Annotated in this window: 17 protein-coding genes, 1 tRNA gene and 1 pseudogene; 8 read left to right on the plus strand and 11 right to left on the minus strand. The window is 54.4% G+C overall.

Annotated elements, in window-relative coordinates; all coding sequences use genetic code 11:
• Positions 1-91: 91 nt before the first annotated feature.
• The 7 genes from COMA2_RS04855 to COMA2_RS04885 all read right to left on the minus strand — a co-directional run bounded on the left by COMA2_RS04855 (position 92) and on the right by COMA2_RS04885 (position 6864).
• On the minus strand, positions 92-1159 hold the full coding sequence (locus tag COMA2_RS04855; RefSeq protein WP_090895180.1) for a sulfate/molybdate ABC transporter ATP-binding protein: 1068 nt from the start codon (positions 1157-1159) through the stop codon (positions 92-94).
• Positions 1156-2064: a sulfate ABC transporter permease subunit CysW gene (gene cysW, locus COMA2_RS04860; RefSeq protein ID WP_090895182.1), complete on the minus strand. Its 909-nt coding sequence runs from the start codon at positions 2062-2064 to the stop codon at positions 1156-1158. The genes COMA2_RS04855 and cysW overlap by 4 nt, the downstream gene beginning before the upstream one ends.
• Positions 2065-2070: 6 nt before the next feature.
• Positions 2071-2907 (minus strand): sulfate ABC transporter permease subunit CysT, encoded by an 837-nt coding sequence (cysT, locus tag COMA2_RS04865; protein ID WP_090895220.1) that lies wholly within the window; start codon positions 2905-2907, stop codon positions 2071-2073.
• Positions 2908-2990: 83 nt separating this feature from the next.
• Entirely contained in the window at positions 2991-3794 is an 804-nt protein-coding gene (locus tag COMA2_RS04870) for an aspartate/glutamate racemase family protein (protein WP_217490624.1), read from the minus strand.
• A gap of 99 nt (positions 3795-3893) precedes the next feature.
• Complete coding sequence (locus COMA2_RS04875) at positions 3894-4907, minus strand: sulfate ABC transporter substrate-binding protein (RefSeq protein WP_090895184.1); 1014 nt, start codon at positions 4905-4907, stop codon at positions 3894-3896.
• 47 nt (positions 4908-4954) lie between these two features.
• Positions 4955-6529: an OprO/OprP family phosphate-selective porin gene (locus COMA2_RS04880; protein WP_090895185.1), complete on the minus strand. Its 1575-nt coding sequence runs from the start codon at positions 6527-6529 to the stop codon at positions 4955-4957.
• A 164-nt stretch (positions 6530-6693) separates the two neighbouring features.
• The gene (locus COMA2_RS04885) at positions 6694-6864 is read right to left on the minus strand and encodes a YezD family protein (protein ID WP_090895187.1); all 171 of its coding nucleotides are present in this window, start codon (positions 6862-6864) and stop codon (positions 6694-6696) included.
• A 241-nt stretch (positions 6865-7105) separates the two neighbouring features.
• Here COMA2_RS04885 and COMA2_RS04890 point away from each other — a divergent pair, with 241 nt between their 5' ends.
• The 7 genes from COMA2_RS04890 to COMA2_RS04925 all read left to right on the plus strand — a co-directional run bounded on the left by COMA2_RS04890 (position 7106) and on the right by COMA2_RS04925 (position 14034).
• A complete protein-coding gene (locus COMA2_RS04890) occupies positions 7106-8284 on the plus strand; it encodes a substrate-binding domain-containing protein (RefSeq protein WP_090895190.1) in 1179 nt (392 codons plus the stop codon).
• A 60-nt stretch (positions 8285-8344) separates the two neighbouring features.
• The gene (locus COMA2_RS04895; RefSeq protein WP_090895192.1) at positions 8345-9886 is read left to right on the plus strand and encodes an alginate export family protein; all 1542 of its coding nucleotides are present in this window, start codon (positions 8345-8347) and stop codon (positions 9884-9886) included.
• 12 nt (positions 9887-9898) lie between these two features.
• The gene (modA, locus tag COMA2_RS04900) at positions 9899-10654 is read left to right on the plus strand and encodes a molybdate ABC transporter substrate-binding protein (RefSeq protein ID WP_090895193.1); all 756 of its coding nucleotides are present in this window, start codon (positions 9899-9901) and stop codon (positions 10652-10654) included.
• Between the two features lie 8 nt (positions 10655-10662).
• Positions 10663-11337, plus strand: a complete 675-nt coding sequence (gene modB / locus COMA2_RS04905; protein WP_090895194.1) for a molybdate ABC transporter permease subunit — start codon at positions 10663-10665, stop codon at positions 11335-11337.
• Positions 11334-12425 carry a molybdenum ABC transporter ATP-binding protein gene (modC, locus tag COMA2_RS04910; protein ID WP_090895196.1) on the plus strand — a complete coding sequence of 364 codons (1092 nt, stop codon included), beginning with the start codon at positions 11334-11336 and terminating at the stop codon, positions 12423-12425. The genes modB and modC overlap by 4 nt, the downstream gene beginning before the upstream one ends.
• A gap of 487 nt (positions 12426-12912) precedes the next feature.
• On the plus strand, positions 12913-13458 hold the full coding sequence (gene lexA / locus COMA2_RS04915) for a transcriptional repressor LexA (protein ID WP_245630881.1): 546 nt from the start codon (positions 12913-12915) through the stop codon (positions 13456-13458).
• A 499-nt stretch (positions 13459-13957) separates the two neighbouring features.
• Positions 13958-14034, plus strand: a tRNA-Arg gene (locus COMA2_RS04925).
• Positions 14035-14216: 182 nt separating this feature from the next.
• Here the strand turns inward: COMA2_RS04925 and COMA2_RS04930 are convergent.
• The 4 genes and pseudogenes from COMA2_RS04930 to COMA2_RS04945 form a co-directional block, all read right to left on the minus strand.
• Positions 14217-14543 carry a tyrosine-type recombinase/integrase gene (locus COMA2_RS04930; RefSeq protein ID WP_281176427.1) on the minus strand — a complete coding sequence of 109 codons (327 nt, stop codon included), beginning with the start codon at positions 14541-14543 and terminating at the stop codon, positions 14217-14219.
• The gene (locus tag COMA2_RS20430; RefSeq protein WP_217490625.1) at positions 14527-14730 is read right to left on the minus strand and encodes a hypothetical protein; all 204 of its coding nucleotides are present in this window, start codon (positions 14728-14730) and stop codon (positions 14527-14529) included. The genes COMA2_RS04930 and COMA2_RS20430 overlap by 17 nt, the downstream gene beginning before the upstream one ends.
• Before the next feature lie 382 nt (positions 14731-15112).
• Positions 15113-15688, minus strand: a pseudogene (locus tag COMA2_RS21045) (zinc-binding dehydrogenase); the annotation flags it as partial.
• A gap of 32 nt (positions 15689-15720) precedes the next feature.
• On the minus strand, positions 15721-16200 hold the full coding sequence (locus COMA2_RS04945; RefSeq protein ID WP_090895204.1) for a tautomerase family protein: 480 nt from the start codon (positions 16198-16200) through the stop codon (positions 15721-15723).
• 331 nt (positions 16201-16531) lie between these two features.
• Here COMA2_RS04945 and COMA2_RS04950 point away from each other — a divergent pair, with 331 nt between their 5' ends.
• The gene (locus COMA2_RS04950) at positions 16532-16894 is read left to right on the plus strand and encodes a winged helix-turn-helix transcriptional regulator (protein ID WP_090895206.1); all 363 of its coding nucleotides are present in this window, start codon (positions 16532-16534) and stop codon (positions 16892-16894) included.
• The last annotated feature ends 591 nt before the right edge of the window (positions 16895-17485 follow it).

The following is a 17485-nucleotide window of genomic DNA, read 5'->3' on the forward strand; positions in this document are numbered from 1 at the left end:
CGCATAGCCGAATGTTCCCTTGGGAACGGCAACTCGGTTCGATAGGATCAAAGCGCTGTTCAGATATTTCCTGATGCGCAATGCCGGCTGGTTATGGCTGGGGTATTTTAAAAACCTGTCGATGCTTCGGATGGACAAACACAAACTCACCTTCTCGAAGGTCAAGCTCGCGATATCGCTCCTTGGTCAGTTCGACTTCGATGGTTTGCGCTGAGCCCTGGACAATCAATTCAAGCCGTACTCGCGATCCAGCCGTGAGAACAGACCGCACTGTGGCCTCAAACTGATCAGGACTTGTTCGAGATCGGTTGAGTTCCAAGTCATGAGGGCGAACGAATGTGACTTCGTGTTCCTCAACCGTATCCGACAGCCCGACTGATGGTCCTTCAGATCTCTCCCGTACGGCCTGCTCTTCGGAGGCACGGCCATGAAACACGTTGACGTCGCCCAGGAATCGATAGACAAAGGGGTTTGCGGGATGTTCATAGACTTCATCCGGGGTACCGACCTGCTCAATAGTGCCTTGATGCATCACCACGACACGATCGGCGACTTCTAGAGCCTCTTCCTGGTCGTGCGTGACGAGAATGCCGGTAATATGTAACTCATCATGGAGTCGGCGCAGCCAACGGCGCAGCTCTTTGCGGACCTTCGCATCCAGCGCTCCAAAAGGCTCATCCAACAAGAGAAGCTTCGGTTCCACGGCCAGCGCTCGGGCCAACGCCACGCGCTGTCGCTGCCCTCCCGACAATTGGCCGGGATAACGGTCTGCCATCGCCTGCAACTGGACGAGTCCGAGCAGCTCACCGACTTTTTCCTGGATGCGGGCCACCGAAGGCCGTTGCGCCCGAGGCAGGACATTCAGCCCAAATGCGACATTGTCCGCGACAGTCATATGGCGAAACAACGCATAGTGCTGGAAGACAAATCCTACCCGGCGTTCGCTGATCCGCTGATCCGTGACCTCCGCGCCCTGCAAAAAGATCCGTCCTTGATCGGGGCGTTCCAATCCGGCGAGAATTCTCAGCAGGGTCGTCTTGCCGCAACCGGACGGACCAAGGAGAGCCACCAACTCACCCTCCCGCACATGAAGACTGACATCATTCAACACCGCAAATGTTCCGAAGCGCTTCGTGACATGGTCCACCTGAATACTCATTGAATCCTCCCTGCCCGAACAGCCGCGCTCGGATCGGCAACGACAGTTGGAGCATGTAACTTCCGCTCGACAATTGCCTTCGCCGCGAGAGTAACGATGGCCAGGAAGGTCAAAAGCGATGCGACTGCAAAGGCCGAGACGGCATTGTACTCGTTGTAGAGAATTTCTACGTGCAACGGCATTGTGTTGGTCGATCCTCGAATATGGCCGGAGACGACCGACACCGCGCCGAACTCTCCCATCGCGCGCGCATTGCACAGGATGACCCCATAGAGGAGGCTCCACTTGATGTTCGGCAATGTGACACGCCTAAAGGTCTGCCAGCCCGAGGCTCCCAGCGTGATCGCCGCTTCCTCTTCCTCTCGCCCTTGTGATTGCATAAGCGGAATCAGTTCGCGCGCAACAAACGGGACCGTGACAAAGATCGTGGCCAGCACGATTCCAGGCAAGGCAAAAATGATCGTGATGTCATGCTCCAATAACCACGGGCCCAGCCAACCTTGCGCGCCGAAGAGGAGCACGTAAATTAAGCCGGAGATGACCGGCGAGACGGCCAAGGGCATATCAATGAGAGTGATCAAGATCTGTTTGCCGATGAAATCGAATTTCGCAATGGCCCAGGCCGCGGCCACTCCGAACACGGCATTCAGCGGCACTGCCACAACCGCCACCAAGAGTGTCAAGCGAATGGCCGCTAGAGCGTCTTCATGGAGAAAGGATCCGGCATAGGCAGAGAGACCGCCTTTCAACGCTTCGGCAAAGACGGCGACGAGCGGAACGAATAAGAACAGCGTCAAGTAGAACAATGCGGCCGTCATGAGCAGCCCACGGACAAGCGGGCTTTCGGTGGCGGGTGAATCGTTCCACTGCAACTCTTTTGAACCGGTGCTCCTGAAAGATTTCATGAGGCTTTATTGATTCCCATGGCGAGCGCTGTTCCACCATTGCAGAAGGTTGATCATCAACGCCAGCACGAACGAGATCACCAGCATCACGACGCCCAGTGCCGTGGCGCCCGCATAGTCGTACTGTTCCAATTTGGTCATGATGAGGAGCGGCGTGATTTCAGATTTCAGCGGCATGTTGCCCGCGATGAAGATCACGGACCCATATTCCCCGACGGCGCGGGCGAATGCCATCGCGATCCCGGTGAGGAGAGCCGGCCACAATTCAGGCACGATCACCGCCCGAAAGGTTTGCCATCGGTTGGCTCCCAACGTCGTGGCCGCCTCTTCAACTTCCCGATCCAGGTCCTGTAACACCGGTTGCACGGTCCTCACGACGAACGGCAACCCAATGAAGGTCAACGCGACCAGCACGCCCAGCGGGGTGAAGGCCACCTTCATTCCTAACGGTTCGAGGTACCGTCCGATCCATCCATTCGGCGAATAGATCGCGGCCAACGTAATGCCGGCGACCGCCGTCGGCAAGGCGAAGGGCAGGTCGACGAGCGCATCGACAAGAGAACGGCCTGGAAAATGGTACCGAATCAATGCCCACGCAATAATCGATCCGAACAAGCCGTTGATGACTGCGCCGGCCATTGAGACGCCGAATGTCAGCTGGTAGGAAGCGATCGCTCGCGGGGTCGTGATGATTCCCAAAAACTGTTCCCACGACAGGGTACTGGTTTTCACAAAGAGGCCGCTGAGAGGAATCAACACGATCAGGCCGAGATAAAAGAGAGAAAACCCCAAAGTCAGGCCGAATCCCGGGAGGACACTGGGTTGTTTCAAGCTGAGGTTCATGAGATTCATGTCCTTGTGAGGTTCAGGATGTCTTCCGCTTGTATCAAACCGCTCTTCCGGTCGCGCCCTTCTCCATCGAACGATCAGAAGCGAACGCTCAGCTTTGGTCGGAACATGTTTTCCTGAGCCGGCATCACGCTTCGACGATCGCTCATGTACTTCCCCTCCGCAGGTCGTTCCTCCCGCACTCTGTAACGCAATGCGGCTTGAGCCAGCAGACGCGTTGAGTCCAACAACGGAACAGTCGCCTGATGCCCCGCCATGAGCAGCGGTAGTTCCGTGCAGGCAAGGATCACGGCCTCCGCTCCATTAATCGCCATGTCCGCAATGACCTTCCGAACAAATAGCGCTGATTCGGGGGCACTGACTCCTGCGATCAATTCATCTCGAATAATATGCTGAATCCGAGATCGATCATCCTGCTCTGGAGCGATGATGCCGATGTTGGACTGATATAGTTGCTCCGAATAGACCGATCCTTCCATAACCGTCTGCGTGCCGAGAATTCCCACTCGACGCCACCGGTTGGCCTCGATCTCTCTCGCCACAGGCTTCGCAATATGAACCCATGGAACCGGCGACTCTACCAACCGAAAGGCTTTGTGCAATGTGTTGTTCGGGCAAATAATCACGTCGGCGCCGACGCGGGCCAGTTTAGCCGCCGATTGGGAAAGCAGCGCGGCCACTCCCGACCAATCGTCCTGATCAATCGCGTCCAGGTACCGGTGAAGTGAGCATGAATGGAGCGTCACTTCGGGATGGGCGTAGCGACGCCCCATCACGCTCTCAGCTTCCAGACACAAGGTCCGGTAACAGAGCGCAGCGCCTTCCGCCGTTCCGGCAACGATGCCGATGTGCGGTATTCTTTCGAGGAAGTTACCCATCATTGGCTCCGGAGTGTCAGCAAAAATCGCATCCATCTGAATCCGGGAAAGTTGTCACTTCACACGTCGTTCATAAGCCGACTGGAACAGGCGCTTCCCGGTTTATCTATTCGGCTTGTAGATTTCATCGAACATCCCGCCGTCCGCAAAATGGGTCTGTTGCGCCTTTTGCCATCCTCCGAAGACCTCATCGATCGTAAACAAACTCACCTTGGCGAATTGACCGGCGTACTTAGCCGACACAGTCTCGGAACGAGGACGGTAGAAATGCCTGGCTGCGATCTCTTGGCCTTCATCTGAATAGAGGTACTGCAGGTAGGCCTGTGCGACGACTTCGCTGCCCTTCCTCTTTACCACCTTGTCGACCAGCGACACGGTCGGCTCAGCGAGGATACTGATCGACGGGGTGACGATCTCGAATTTCCCCGCGCCAAGTTCCTTGAGCGCAAGATAGGCCTCGTTCTCCCATCCCACCAGCACATCCCCGATCCCCCGTTCAACGAATGTCGTGGTGGCCCCCCGCGCGCCGGAATCGAACACCGGCACATTGGCGTAAAACCTCGAGATAAAGTCCTTGGCCTTTGCTTCATCGTTCCCATATTTCTTTAAGGCATAGCCCCAGGCCGACAGGTAGGCCCATCGCGCAGCTCCTGATGTTTTCGGATTCGCCGGAATGATGGATATCCCGGGCTTCACGAGATCGTCCCAATCATGAATGGCTTTGGGATTTCCTTTTCTGACCAAGAACACGATCGTTGACGTGTAGGGCGAACTATTATGCGGCAATCGCTTCTGCCAATCCGTCGGTAACAGCCGAACTTTGGCGATGGCGTCCACGTCATAGGCCAACGCCAGCGTCACGACGTCGGCATCCAACCCATCGATCACGGCCCGCGCTTGCTTGCTGGAACCTGCATGCGATTGTTTCACGACGACGGTTTGACCCTTTTCTTTGTGCCAATACTTCCCAAACGCCGCATTGAATTCCTGGTACAGCTCTCGCGTCGGATCGTATGAGACGTTTAAGAGGGTGACATCCTGGGCCTGTACAGCAAGTGCGCCTAGTACGAGGAATGCAGCATTCAGCGCAATGACTATCTTCCGAAGAGTTTTCATATGTTGTTCCTTTCCATCGTGTTCTGATTCAGCGACTGTTCCGGCTGTCAAAATGCGAGCTGTATCCGACTGAGCAAGACGCGTTCATCAGGACGGTCTTGCACCGTGGTTTCAGCCGCATTGATCGGCGTGATATCGATACCTGCGCCACCGTCAAATTTCGTTTCCGAGTAATTGACGGCGGCTCTGACATTTTGATTCAGATACCAGTTCACACCGACCGTCCAGGAACGTGCGGATTTCGGGCTTTCCGACAAATTGGCATATCCTCCGACAAATGACGCACCTGTCGGATTTTTGAACGTGTCGTCATCGAGAAGCATTTCGCCGTATCGCCCCACGAACTCCCAGGCTCCTCCACCGTTGCCGAAATCAAAATTGTGCCTGGGTTTGACTCCTTGGAACGAGGCATCTTCTCCGGTGAGGATATAGGACACCGTCACGTGCCAGGCTTGATGATGCAGCGTCTTCCCAGTATCGGGCGTCACCACGGTGTTGGAACCAGGTCCACCTCCGGGAGGAGGACCACCGGTCGAAAGACTGACGTCTTGCCTGACGATCGCGTATTCGCTCAGAAGGCCGAACGGTCCGATGTAGTAGTAGGCTTGCGGAGAAACGCGTAGGCGGTCTCCGTCGGCGACAGTCGCGCCGCCATACCGAAAGAAGACGTTCTGGCCATCCGTGAGATAATTGGGCAGGCCGTTTCTCGTCGCGTCGGCCGGAGTCGTGTCGGTAAAATTCAGGTTCCGCTCACCACGTACGCTCGTGTAGGTTGCCGCCACGCCTACGCCGAGTCCCCGTAATACAGACTCACGATTCCGGAACGGTGTGAAAAATACCCTGCCGGTAAATTCCTTGCGTCCGCTGAATTGCGGGCCCGTACTAATGTTGCCGCCATCGGTCACCCCGTTCATCAGACCGAACGCGTAATTGACTGTGTTGTCGAGAACGTCGCCATGCACGGCGATGCCCAAATCCCGATTCGGCAGAATGGCATTCGAAACATAACTTCGTTCGATGAATTTGATATCGCTCGCGCTCTGCAAACGCTCCAGCGAAACAAAGCTTTTGAATTTGCCGACGCGAATTTTAAAGGCTGAATCGAGTCGGGCATCCAGGTACGCATCGAAGATGGATACCGTCCCGCCTGCAAAGTCAGTCATGAAGCGAAAGTCATATTTCCCCAGCAACGTGCCTTCGATCGTCGGTCTGGCGCGGCGTAGGCTCCATGAATTATTGGCGTCATGGAATCCCGCTTCATCCAGATTTCCCGCACGTTGATCGGTGCGATTACGGATGTCATTCACGCCTTCGAAGAACAGCCGGTGATCGACCTGGACAATGCCGTGGAACTTGATGCTGTTGGTGCCATCGGCAGACTCAACTGAGAGCCCTGAGCTGCCGACCTTTGCTATCGGCACTGCTTTTTTAGCGGCCTCTGAGGCTTCCTGGTCCAATTCCCGCTTTCGCTTGAGAATACGCACCTCCTGATCCAACTCCTCAAAGCGTTGTTCGAGCGACTTCTCAGGTGGTGTCACCTCTTGCGCTCTCGCTTGCCCTGTGAACCCGAGGAAAATGCCTGCCACTATCGCCACTCCTCCGAACAACCATGACCTTCTCATCTTCAAGTCTCCTTCTCATGAGATGGGGTCTCCGGTTGTCCGGTCAATCCACCAAAAGATTATTTACTGCCGCAGCGCCGGCTTCCTGTTGTGTGGATGGCCGATCTGCCGTGCAACCGCTCTTTCTACAAACAGTGTCGATGAGTCATGTCGGATCCTCACCATTAAGGTCGATCAAACCGCATCTTCTCTTTCCGCTCGATCTGCACCACTCTGGAGTCGTGAACAATAATCTCGACAGACCCAAACCGAATCCCTTTCAAGGCGAGCAAAATCGCCTGCTCGACTGTTTGATTTGAGTACGGGAACGGTGCCTCTTGAGCCCCTCCTGACATAACCCTCAACTCTTTCCTCTGTGATCTATCTGTCACTGATTAATCTTTATATTTCCGATCATGATTGAATGACTTATTAATATCAAGACTGATGTTTCTTTGTCAACATTATTCATTATCGTAATTGTAATCATTATTATTAATGTATTCATCCACTCATAGAACTTCAATTGTCTACTAAAGCGAAAAGAATTAGGATATTATAATTGACACATGACAAGTTTTATTGCTATGAAAGGGTATGCGGATTCAGGACCAGACACTTAAAAACACCGTTCAGTTTTCCAATCACCTCAAATCCATCCGCACGAAGAAGGGTCTGTCTCAAGTCGAACTCGCCAGGCGAGCGGGCATGACGCGACAGGGCTTGTCGGCCATCGAGTCAAACCTCTATTTGCCGACGACCGCCGTTGCCCTCCGGTTGGCTTCGGTACTGGATTGTCGCGTTGAAGACCTATTCAGCCTTGCTCCGACAGAAAATATTATCGAAGGCACTCTGATCGGTCATCTCCCCCAAACGGAGAGAATTCAACCGATTCGAGTCAAAGTTTCAACCGTTGGAAAGCGAACGGTCGTGCGGCCTGTCACCGGCTTGGGCGAGCAATTCTCCTTCGCCGTTCCTGCCGATGGGTATGTCAACGAGACCTCCGGTAAACGGTCCGGCGACACTGTCCGCGTGCAGCTCTCCCGTGATCGAGAAGCGATCCAACAGGAAATCTCCGTGGCCGGATGTGATCCGGCGATTTTTTTAGCCGGTGAACATTTACGGCGACAAAAGGACCAGACGACCGTCGTGGGCTGGACCATGGGAAGCACGGCAGCACTCCACGCATTGCAGCGTGGTGACGTGCATGTGGCGGGACTCCATCTCCTCGACCCGGTCAGCGGAGAATCGAATGTGCCGTTTCTCAGGCGGTCGCTGAAGGGGTCCGGCTATGAGGTCGTCACGTTCGCCACGTGGGAGGAAGGATTTCTCGTTCGCACGGGCAATCCAAAATCAATTCGCACGGCTGCGGATCTTGCGGAGCCGATGGTGACACTGATCAATCGAGAAGAAGGCTCCGGAGCAAGACTGCTGCTTGATCAACGGTTGCGAGCAGTTGGAATTGAGCCTACGCAAGTTCGAGGGTATGATCGAATCGTATCGTCGCATTTCGATGTGGCTCGGACTATTGCGGAGCGCCAGGCCGACGTTGGCGTCGGTATTCGCTCCGCCGCACAACTCTTTGAACTCGATTTCGTACCGCTGCAAGCCGCCCGCTACGACCTGGTCGTACCCAAGTCACACCTCAAGTCCCATCCGACGTTGACACATCTGTTTGAAACACTGGTCAGCCGTCCATTCAGGAACGAGATCGAAGCGCTTGGCGGATACGACACCAGCGAAACGGGAAAAGTCCATGCCTTGCGGGTCGTTTAACGACTTTCTCGCCAGGTTTAAACACACACTTTCAACAACCGTCCCACTCAAGGGGAGAATATGTCGAAGAAATCGTTGTGCTGGGTCTTGCTGACTGTACCGCTCCTTGTGTTTGCACCGAACACGACCGAGGCCGTCGAGTATGGAGAATTGGTCCAGAAAGATGGGCAATGGGCATTTAAGAACACCGAAGATCCCGTTTTCAAACTCATGCGTGACACGGGCTGGATTACCAATGAGCGATATTTCGAAGTTTCCGGTCGGACCGGAAAAAACTGGATCGAGCCAGCCGACGCCGTACTCATCCGGCGACAAAGTGTGGACTGGGGACGATACCTCCATACTGCGGCGCACCTCCCCGACTGGATCGATCTGGGGTTCGAGCAACGGACACGGTTTGAATCCTATGACCAGCCCTGGCGATCAAACCAAGTCGCCGGGAACGGAGGGACGGATTTCCAAGTTCCCCTGCGCTCGATAGTTCGATTTGGATTGGGCGGAGACGGACCATTCCGATTTCTTTTTGAAGGAATAGATTCACGGTCCTTTTCGGATGGAGCGCGTGCAGATTTTCAGAATAACACCTCCGTCAATGAGTTCGACGTATTACAATTATTCGGATCATTGACGTTGAAGAATGTCTTAGGAACAGGGTTACGGACTGACTTCCACTTCGGACGATTTACCATGGATTTAGGTAAACGCCGGCTCGTCGCCAGAAACGAATTTCGAAATACCATCCAAGCGTTCGACGGGTTTCACTGGCAGATCGGTGAGGATAAGCTCTGGCGGATCAGGGCATTCGTCGTGGAGCCGGTCGTCATCCAGCCTGTGCGACTCGATGAAATGAACAGCAAATTCTTCTTCTGGGGGACCTATCTCGAGAGTCGGCATTTCACCTGGTTCCAGTTTGACGCCTACTATTTAGGGCTCAATGACAAACGGGGGGCTGTAGCCAATCGTCGAAACATATCCACGTACGGAGTTCGTCTCTTTAAAGAACCCGTCGTGGGTGAAATGGATTACGAGATCGAAAGCGGCTATCAGACCGGCAACACAGGGGGTCGCGATCATGTCGCTCACTTTCAAAATGCTGAGGTGGGGTACACATTCAACGCTCCTTGGACTCCCCGATTGCTCGCTCAGTATACCTATGCCAGTGGAGATGACGACCCCACCGACGATGAGAACGGATCGTTCGACCGGTTGTTCGGCGCGCGCCGATTCGACTTCAATCCGACCGGCATCTTCGGACCGTTTTTCAGAAGCAACATCAATACCCCGGGATGGCGGCTGATCCTACAGCCGGGAAAAAGCGTGACGCTTCAAGTGAAACATCGCTTTTGGTACCTGGCTCAAGCAGAAGATCAGTTCGCAGGTAACGGATTGCGAGATGTCACCGGACAATCCGGAAGCTATCTGGGCCACGATGTGGAACTGCGCGCGCAATGGGCCATCAACCGGAACCTGGGTTTCGATGTCGGATACATGCATTGGTTCAAGGGCTCCTACTTTGACAGCCCCGCCATCCTTGTCCAAATGCCGCAAGGCGGAAACAAGGATACGGATTACTTCTATGCTCAGGCAACAGTCAGAATGTAGAAAGGATCGGTCATGAAACAGAGGTTTCTAATCTTAAGCTTATTGGTCATCGTAACGATGGCGGTTACCCCGGCCTTCGCCGAGCAAGCCCTGGTGGCCGTTGCCGCCAATTTTGTTCCGCCGTTCCGCGAGATCGCAATGGAGTTCGAGAAATCGACCGGCCATCAGCTTCAGGTTGCCGGAGGATCCTCCGGCAATTTCTATTCGCAAATCAAGAATGGCGCACCGTTCGATGTGTTTTTCTCTGCCGATATGGAACGCCCCAAGAAGTTGGAAGATGAGGGGCTTGGTGTCAAGGATTCCCGCTTCACCTATGCCATCGGCCGTCTTGTGCTGTGGAGTCCGAACGAGAGCCTGATCAAAGGCGAGGAGACGCTACGGTCGAAACAATACAAGAAGCTGGCCATGGCCAATCCCAAGACCGCGCCATACGGCGTCGCAGCAATGCAGGCTCTCCAAAGGCTGGAAGTCTGGGACAGCGTACAGCCTCACATCGTCATGGGAGAGAGTCTCGGTCAAACCATGGGGTTCATCGAGTCCGGCAATGCCCAGTTGGGGTTCGTGGCCTTATCACAGGTCCTCGATCCGAAGATTAAGGGACAGGGCAGTCGCTGGGATGTCCCAAACAATCTGCACGAACCAATCCAACAGGACGTGATCTTGCTGACGAAGGGCAAGGATAACGTGGCGGCCAAAGCTCTCCTGGAGTTCATCGGTAGCCCGCGAGCCAAAGCGATCATCGAACATTATGGGTATGAGCTGAAGTAAAAAGTCCCATGGCAATCTTGACAGACCTTGATCTGAACGCACTGTGGGTCAGCGTACGGCTGGCGACGATGACCGTGATCATTCTATTGATCGTTGGCACGCCTCTCGCTTGGTGGCTGGCCCATACTCGATCCCGAGTGAGACCTATCGTGGAAGCCGTGGTCGCGCTTCCGATCGTGCTCCCTCCCACGGTCCTGGGATTCTACATTCTCGTCGCGCTTGGTCCTTATGGACCGCTCGGTCGTCTTGCAGATCTCTCACTGGCATTCACCTTCACCGGTCTAGTGATCGCATCTGTTTTTTATTCGATGCCATTCGTCATTCAGCCGCTGCAAAGCGCGTTTGAAGCGGTCGGTAAAGCTCCGCTTGAAGCTGCTTGGTCGCTCCGCGCCTCGAAGTGGGACGCGTTTGTGACTGTCATTTCTCCGATCGCACTGCGGGGATATATCAGTGCGATCGTGCTCGGGTTTGCGCATACGATGGGTGAGTTTGGCGTGGTGCTCATGGTCGGAGGGTCGATTCCGGGACAAACACGTGTCCTCTCCACCACCATCTTCGAGCATGTCGAACTCGGGGAATATGCCCAAGCGCATGCGGCCTCTGCCTTCATGCTGATCTTTTCGTTCCTGGTATTGCTAGCGGTCTATATCGCGAATCGCCGATTTCCCATACACGTCTCATGAGTCATTTACTGGCACACTTTGATGTGCGATTTCCCAATTTTCGTCTGAACGTCGATATAGACGTACCGATGTCGGGCATTACCGCGATTTTCGGACCGTCCGGATCGGGAAAGACCACTTTTTTGAGATGCTTGGCCGGACTTGAGCGAGCATCAGATGGTTTTATGCAATTCGGCAACGATGTCTGGCAGGACGAAAAGGTCGGTTTGTGCCTGCCGCTCCATAAACGCCCCATCGGATATGTCTTCCAAGAACCTCGCTTGTTTCCTCATTACAACGTGCGCGCGAATCTTCTGTACGGTTATAAGCGGGTCCCCGTGGAAGAACGCCGCATTGCCATCGAGCACGTTGTCGAGATTCTGGGAATCGGCCATCTTCTTGAACGCCGCATCCACAAGCTCTCCGGCGGCGAGCAGCAGCGAGTGGCGATCGGCCGCGCGCTGCTGACCAGTCCACAATTGCTATTGCTGGATGAACCGCTCGCCTCGCTCGATATTCAACGTAAGCAAGAGCTCCTTCGGTTCATACGCTGCCTTCATGAGGAGTTGGCCATCCCGGTGATGTACGTCAGCCATGCGATCAGTGAAATCCTCCAACTCGCGGACCGAGTCGTCCTGTTAAAAGATGGCAAACTCATAGGCACCGGCACACTCAATGAGGTACTCACTTCGCTGGACTTTCGGGGGAGCTTCGGAGCACACCGCGTGGGAGCGGTTCTAGATGCCCGTGTATCCGGTCACGACCCGGAGTACGGCCTCACTCAGTTGGCATTCCTGGGACAATCGCTGTTCGTTCCACTGCAATCCGCCACCGTCGGGCAGGATGTGCGCGTCCATATCCTCTCCAGCGATGTCAGCCTCGTCGTCGGCCGAACCGATTCCCCGACTAGTGTGTTGAATATTCTCGAAGCGACGATCGTTGAAGTTCGAGAGTTGAATCAGTCGTCGGTGGACGTCTTGTTGGATATTGGATCACCACTGATCGCGAGCATCACCAGAAAATCGCTCGCGACCTTGGGACTGAAGTCTGGGCAACGGGTATGTGCCCATGTCAAAGCGGTGGCAATGAATGAAGAGTTGGTGGAATAGTGGCTTGGACACGGATAAGAAATCTCGGCTCACTCTGCCTTCGCAGCTCTCGTCACATGCTCATCTACATTGAGTGAATGGCGTTTTATTGACAATGCAGACTGTCTTCGAAATAGGCTCTGCGCATCTCGTTCCACGCCTATAACCATCTTCCACTTTAGACTGTTTCTCCCTCCCCAGTTTCTGTGGATAAACCTGTGCGCAACTCTCCTTGTGATGCGTGAACCTGCGAAATGCTCCTTACGCGACATTTTTGCCTACTTTTTAATCATTGTATGATAGCGAAAGCATGACGCTACATCTTGTAGATTCTGATCCCTTTGCAAGAAGAAACCTGAAAGAGTTCGTTGGTTCAATGCTGACTCGTGTTTGTTTGCTCCAGCTGAGAAATATTTTTCCAGCAGAAAAGTTATGCACAAGCGTTTCACAAATATCCCGACTATTCACTTGACTTGGAGAGCACAACAGTGTTACCAATGGCTACATCATGAAATCAAGAGACCTTAAAGATATCCGAGAAGAGCTAGGCCTCACGCAGCAGGAACTTGCCGACGCCTTGCACACTACTCGGGTGTCCGTGGCACGGTATGAAGCCGGCATGCGACGGATTCCCGGTGTCGTCTCGGTGGTGCTGAATCAATTACGACGTAAGACGGCCGTTCCAATGGCCGGTCTCGTTGCAGCCGGCTATCCGATCGAGCCGGTGCCACAATCGGAACTCGTGGAGATCCCCTCGAGCATGTTGCGGAGCGGAGAGACCTTTGCATTAAAGGTCACGGGAGAATCCATGAAAGACGACGGCATTTTACCCGGCGATTTCGTGGTTGTGCACAAACAAGCTACGGCCAACAACGGGCAGACCGTCGTCGCCCTGGTCAATGGCGAGGCCACGATCAAGACATACCTCAAGAAGGCTACTCACATTGAACTTCGTCCAGCTAATGAGACGATGCAGTCGATCCTGGTCCGGCCATCGGATGCATTTCAGATCGAAGGGATCGTCATCGGTGTGATCAGGCATTGTGCCGTCTAGCCTATCGAAAGGAGGAAACGATGCTCGCGACAGAATCAATCTCTCTCACGAAAGATCAGTTGATGGATTTGGAAAGGACAGTGGCGGCACTGGACAATCGGTTGCAGAGCATCCAGCGGGGCTTGGGACGAAGCACTCCAGGCTCGCTGGTGGAGCGTTTTCGAAGCTTACTGCGGCCCAAACAAAGAAACCAGTTCATGTCGACAGTTTGTAATCGCCATGTCCGGCTGAATACAAAATTGACGAACCATGACAGTCCAAGAGCCTAGCGCACCATCAGTGCGGACAGGCCCCTGTTCTGATTGCGGCATACTCGTCGAACGGCTGATGGAATCGATCGACGGCTTACGCACTCCACAGTTCAACATTGCCCAGTTTGTTGGAATGCTCACCGCCAGCGGCAAGTCTTCGCCGGTGGGTGTTGCGGATAGGAGTGCGCTCCAAGAAAGGGTATCCCTCCCCTTCCAATCTGCCCATCAGTACGATACAGTTCAGCCACGCCCCCGTAGCTCAGTTGGATAGAGCAGCGGTTTCCTAAACCGCGGGTCGTACGTTCAATTCGTATCGGGGGCACCAAATCTTTCCCTTCAGAATCAAGTACTTCACCCCCCAGCTTGTGCATCCTGTCCTGTACCCCTGAAGTGTCTGGGTGCGCCTGAGGTGCATTTGGCGTTAACAAGTCTCCAAACTTATGAACCCACTCTTGGCCTCCGCCTGGGAACAGATGAGAATAAATATCCATCGTGACTTGAATACTGCTATTGGCCAAGTTGTTCTTGAACATACTTCGGCGGTGCGCCTGCTTTGGCCATCAGTGACGCGTACGTGTGCCGGAGATCGTGGAACCGGACATGTCGAATCTCGGCCTTCGTCAATAGCTCCCTGAATGCTCCGCGTAAATTCGAGTCATCCCATCGTGTCCAGGACGGGGTAACAAAGACATACTCCGGCATCGGAACGCCTTCCATAGACGCCTCAAGACTTCTCGTTTCCTTCAACGTCTGCAACGTCTTGGCGAGCTGTGGCGTCATATCGACCCGCCTGATCTTGTGGCTCTTTGTACTACTCTCAACGCCATGGGCCACACATCCGGGGACTTCCGATCACGCCATCGTGCTCGGTATGCAGGGCACGCATGCGCTTAACAGCCGCGCGTTCTCCTGAGCACGGGCACTGGGTGGGCGCGCCGCCCAACCGTAATACCCACTGGCCGACACCCGTAAACAGCGACACATCAAGGATGGGAACCCCGTCGCGGCATCGTTGGATCATCCGAAACCTCACGTCAACGCTCTCGCGAAGAACGCTGCCGCTTCTCGCAAAAAATCCCGCTCCCTCGTCACACGTGCCAACTCTCGACGCAGCTGGCTCAGCTCTTCATCCCGGGAGCGCCCATTGCCCATAAAAGCCTGCTGCGGCTGACGACGCAGTTCACGTCGCCAACGTCCAACAGGCCAACCCCGAGGTCGGTCGCGATTTGGCTCACTGTCACTCCAGGTGCGTCGAGCATCGCCACCGCTTCGCGTGTGTACTCTGCTGAAAACTTCCGTCGTGCTCCCATGACACCCCTCCTGGCCCATGATGAGCCTTAAGTAAGGTGTCCGCAAAATCGGGGGAGACGACCGCATGATGAGTGGAGAACACGGTTCAGAGTGATGGGTACCTCTACCGGCTCCTCAGCGATACCAACTATGATCAGTTTCCCGCCGATGGCTAACCCGCCGATCGTTGCACTCATTGCCTTGCTGTTGGTGGCGATGCTAGAATGACCTTTACACCGCCGAGCACGGTGAGCGCTTCTGCCACATTCTGTGCGCTGCTGTCGATGTAGTGGCGGGCACCCCATCTCTTTGCAGACGCCTCTTTTTCTTTCCCCCTGGCGATCGCCACCGTCTCGAAACCCATCTTGCTTGGCCGCAAATTGCACGCCCAAATGGCCGAGACCACCCACGCCGAGGACGGCGACCACGTCGCCTGGTCGCGCACCACTGTTGCGAAGCGCGTTGAAGGTGGTGATGCCAGCGCATAATAGGGTGGCCGCTTCAACGTTTGAGAGAGCGCCTGGAATCCGCGCCAACGCTTCTACGGGAGCAACCATGTACTCGACATAGCCTCCGTCATAGCTAATTCCCGGCACTCGTGCGCTGCGGCAGAGGATAAAATCGCTTCGGCGGCACGGTTCACACCGGCCACAATGTCCTCCATGCCATCCCACACCGACCCATTGGCCCGGCACACGCTTACGGGCGGCTCAGCCGGAACCTACCGGTCCGTTATTCCGGGAGCGAGAAGAAGATTGACCGGCAGTTTTTCCGCGACCGCATAGGGACTCGCCTTATTTTCCTTCACCCACCGCTTCTCCGCTACCGATTCAAACGGCGGAGCTAGTTCCCCTTGCAGAGACCACAAATCGACAGGTGTCTCGTCTATGGAGATCTCCCAATCATATCCTCTGTCCTTCACATACGGTGCAATGACCGCATCCAGTGTCCTGACCCACCATTCTCTGAGGATCGGACCAGGTAGCGTCCTCGCAATATGGTCGATCTTGAACCGGACAAATTTGTTATGCGGCACGCCCCCGACAAAGCAAGAATCCTTGGCAACCTCCTCAAAAATGAACACCACATAAAACTTCGGGAGCGGGACACTTGCATAGACTTCCGTCACCCCCTTGGCCAACGCCTTTTTATCTTCAGCCGTGAACGCTCCGACCGGATGATACACTTTCCACAGTGGCATCTTTCGTCCCTCCTCATTCGTTGGGTAAGTCGAGTATTGGGTTTGTCCGGAACATGGAGATCCCTCGTCCCCTCTGCATCCAAGTGTTTCTTGTCGATTCCGTAGAGCAATGATCCATCCCTGAACCCTCCTTTCTTACCGCAAAGCCAAATGATTATTCTCATTTCATTTGCCAGGCAAAGAGCAGGCGCGCCCCATCGAAAGCGATTGTAGCCAAGTAACTTGTAAAATGCAAGTTACTTGGCTACGGTATTCCCCCATGACTCATTTATCTCTTAGATGATAGGGGGGAGTGAGTCCTGCCGAGGGACCTGATAGAATGAGCGCCGCTATGAGATTTAAACGGTCAGACTGCCCGATCACCAATGTGCTGGATACCCTTGGCGATAAGTGGACACTCTTGGTTATTCGAGATCTGGTCTTGGGCAAGAGACGTTATCAGGAATTCCTCTCCTCTCCGGAAAGGATCGCGTCAAACATCCTTGCAGATAGACTGGCAAAACTGGAAGCCGCTGGCCTTGTGACGAGACGGGCCTACCAACAGAATCCCGCACGCCATGAATATCTTCTGACAAAAAAAGGGAAAGGCCTAGAACCGGTATTGGAGGCCATCATCGTATGGGGGAAGAAGCATTACCCTGGAACTAAAAGATTCCCCACCGTTCGGCAAGGCTACGGAGCTGTTAAGCAATGACAGATACACGGTAACGGAGATTGGCCCACCGGCCGAGAGCTTGTCGGGTAATTGCGCTTTCACTTGAACCATTGCTTGGATTGGCCTGAATGGGCCTTGAGTAGGCCAAATGAGATGACCAGGAAGCTTTCCTAAACCGGGGGGTCGTACGTTCAATTCGTATCGGGAGCACCATACCAACCTTTGACCCGCGCGCTATTCATCGTCTTATCGTGGTAAATGCACGGATAAATACCCCCAGTGATATCCCCTTCTAGAGTTGCTTTGCTCGTATCATCTATTGCCGCCATAAGCAGACCAAACCGCATCAGACGATTGACGGTCAGACGCCTGACCAGGTGTACGCTAACGATCTGACGACAGGGCGCAGCTTGCATACCTAGCAAGTCGCCAGACACACATAAGTAAGGAACGCCTAGTGCTGTCCAACCAACCGGATCCACCTCTGTTCGCTCTTCTTTCTTCCCGCTTCTACCACCTTGAGTGCCCTTCCCCCGATTTCACAGACACCTCCCTAAGTGGGAGAATGAGGAAATCGGAGGACAGTATGAGCTCGAAGACACGACGGTCGTATACGGAGGCGTTCAAAGA

This window comes from Candidatus Nitrospira nitrificans (assembly GCF_001458775.1).
Taxonomy (GTDB): Bacteria; Nitrospirota; Nitrospiria; order Nitrospirales; family Nitrospiraceae; genus Nitrospira_D; species Nitrospira_D nitrificans.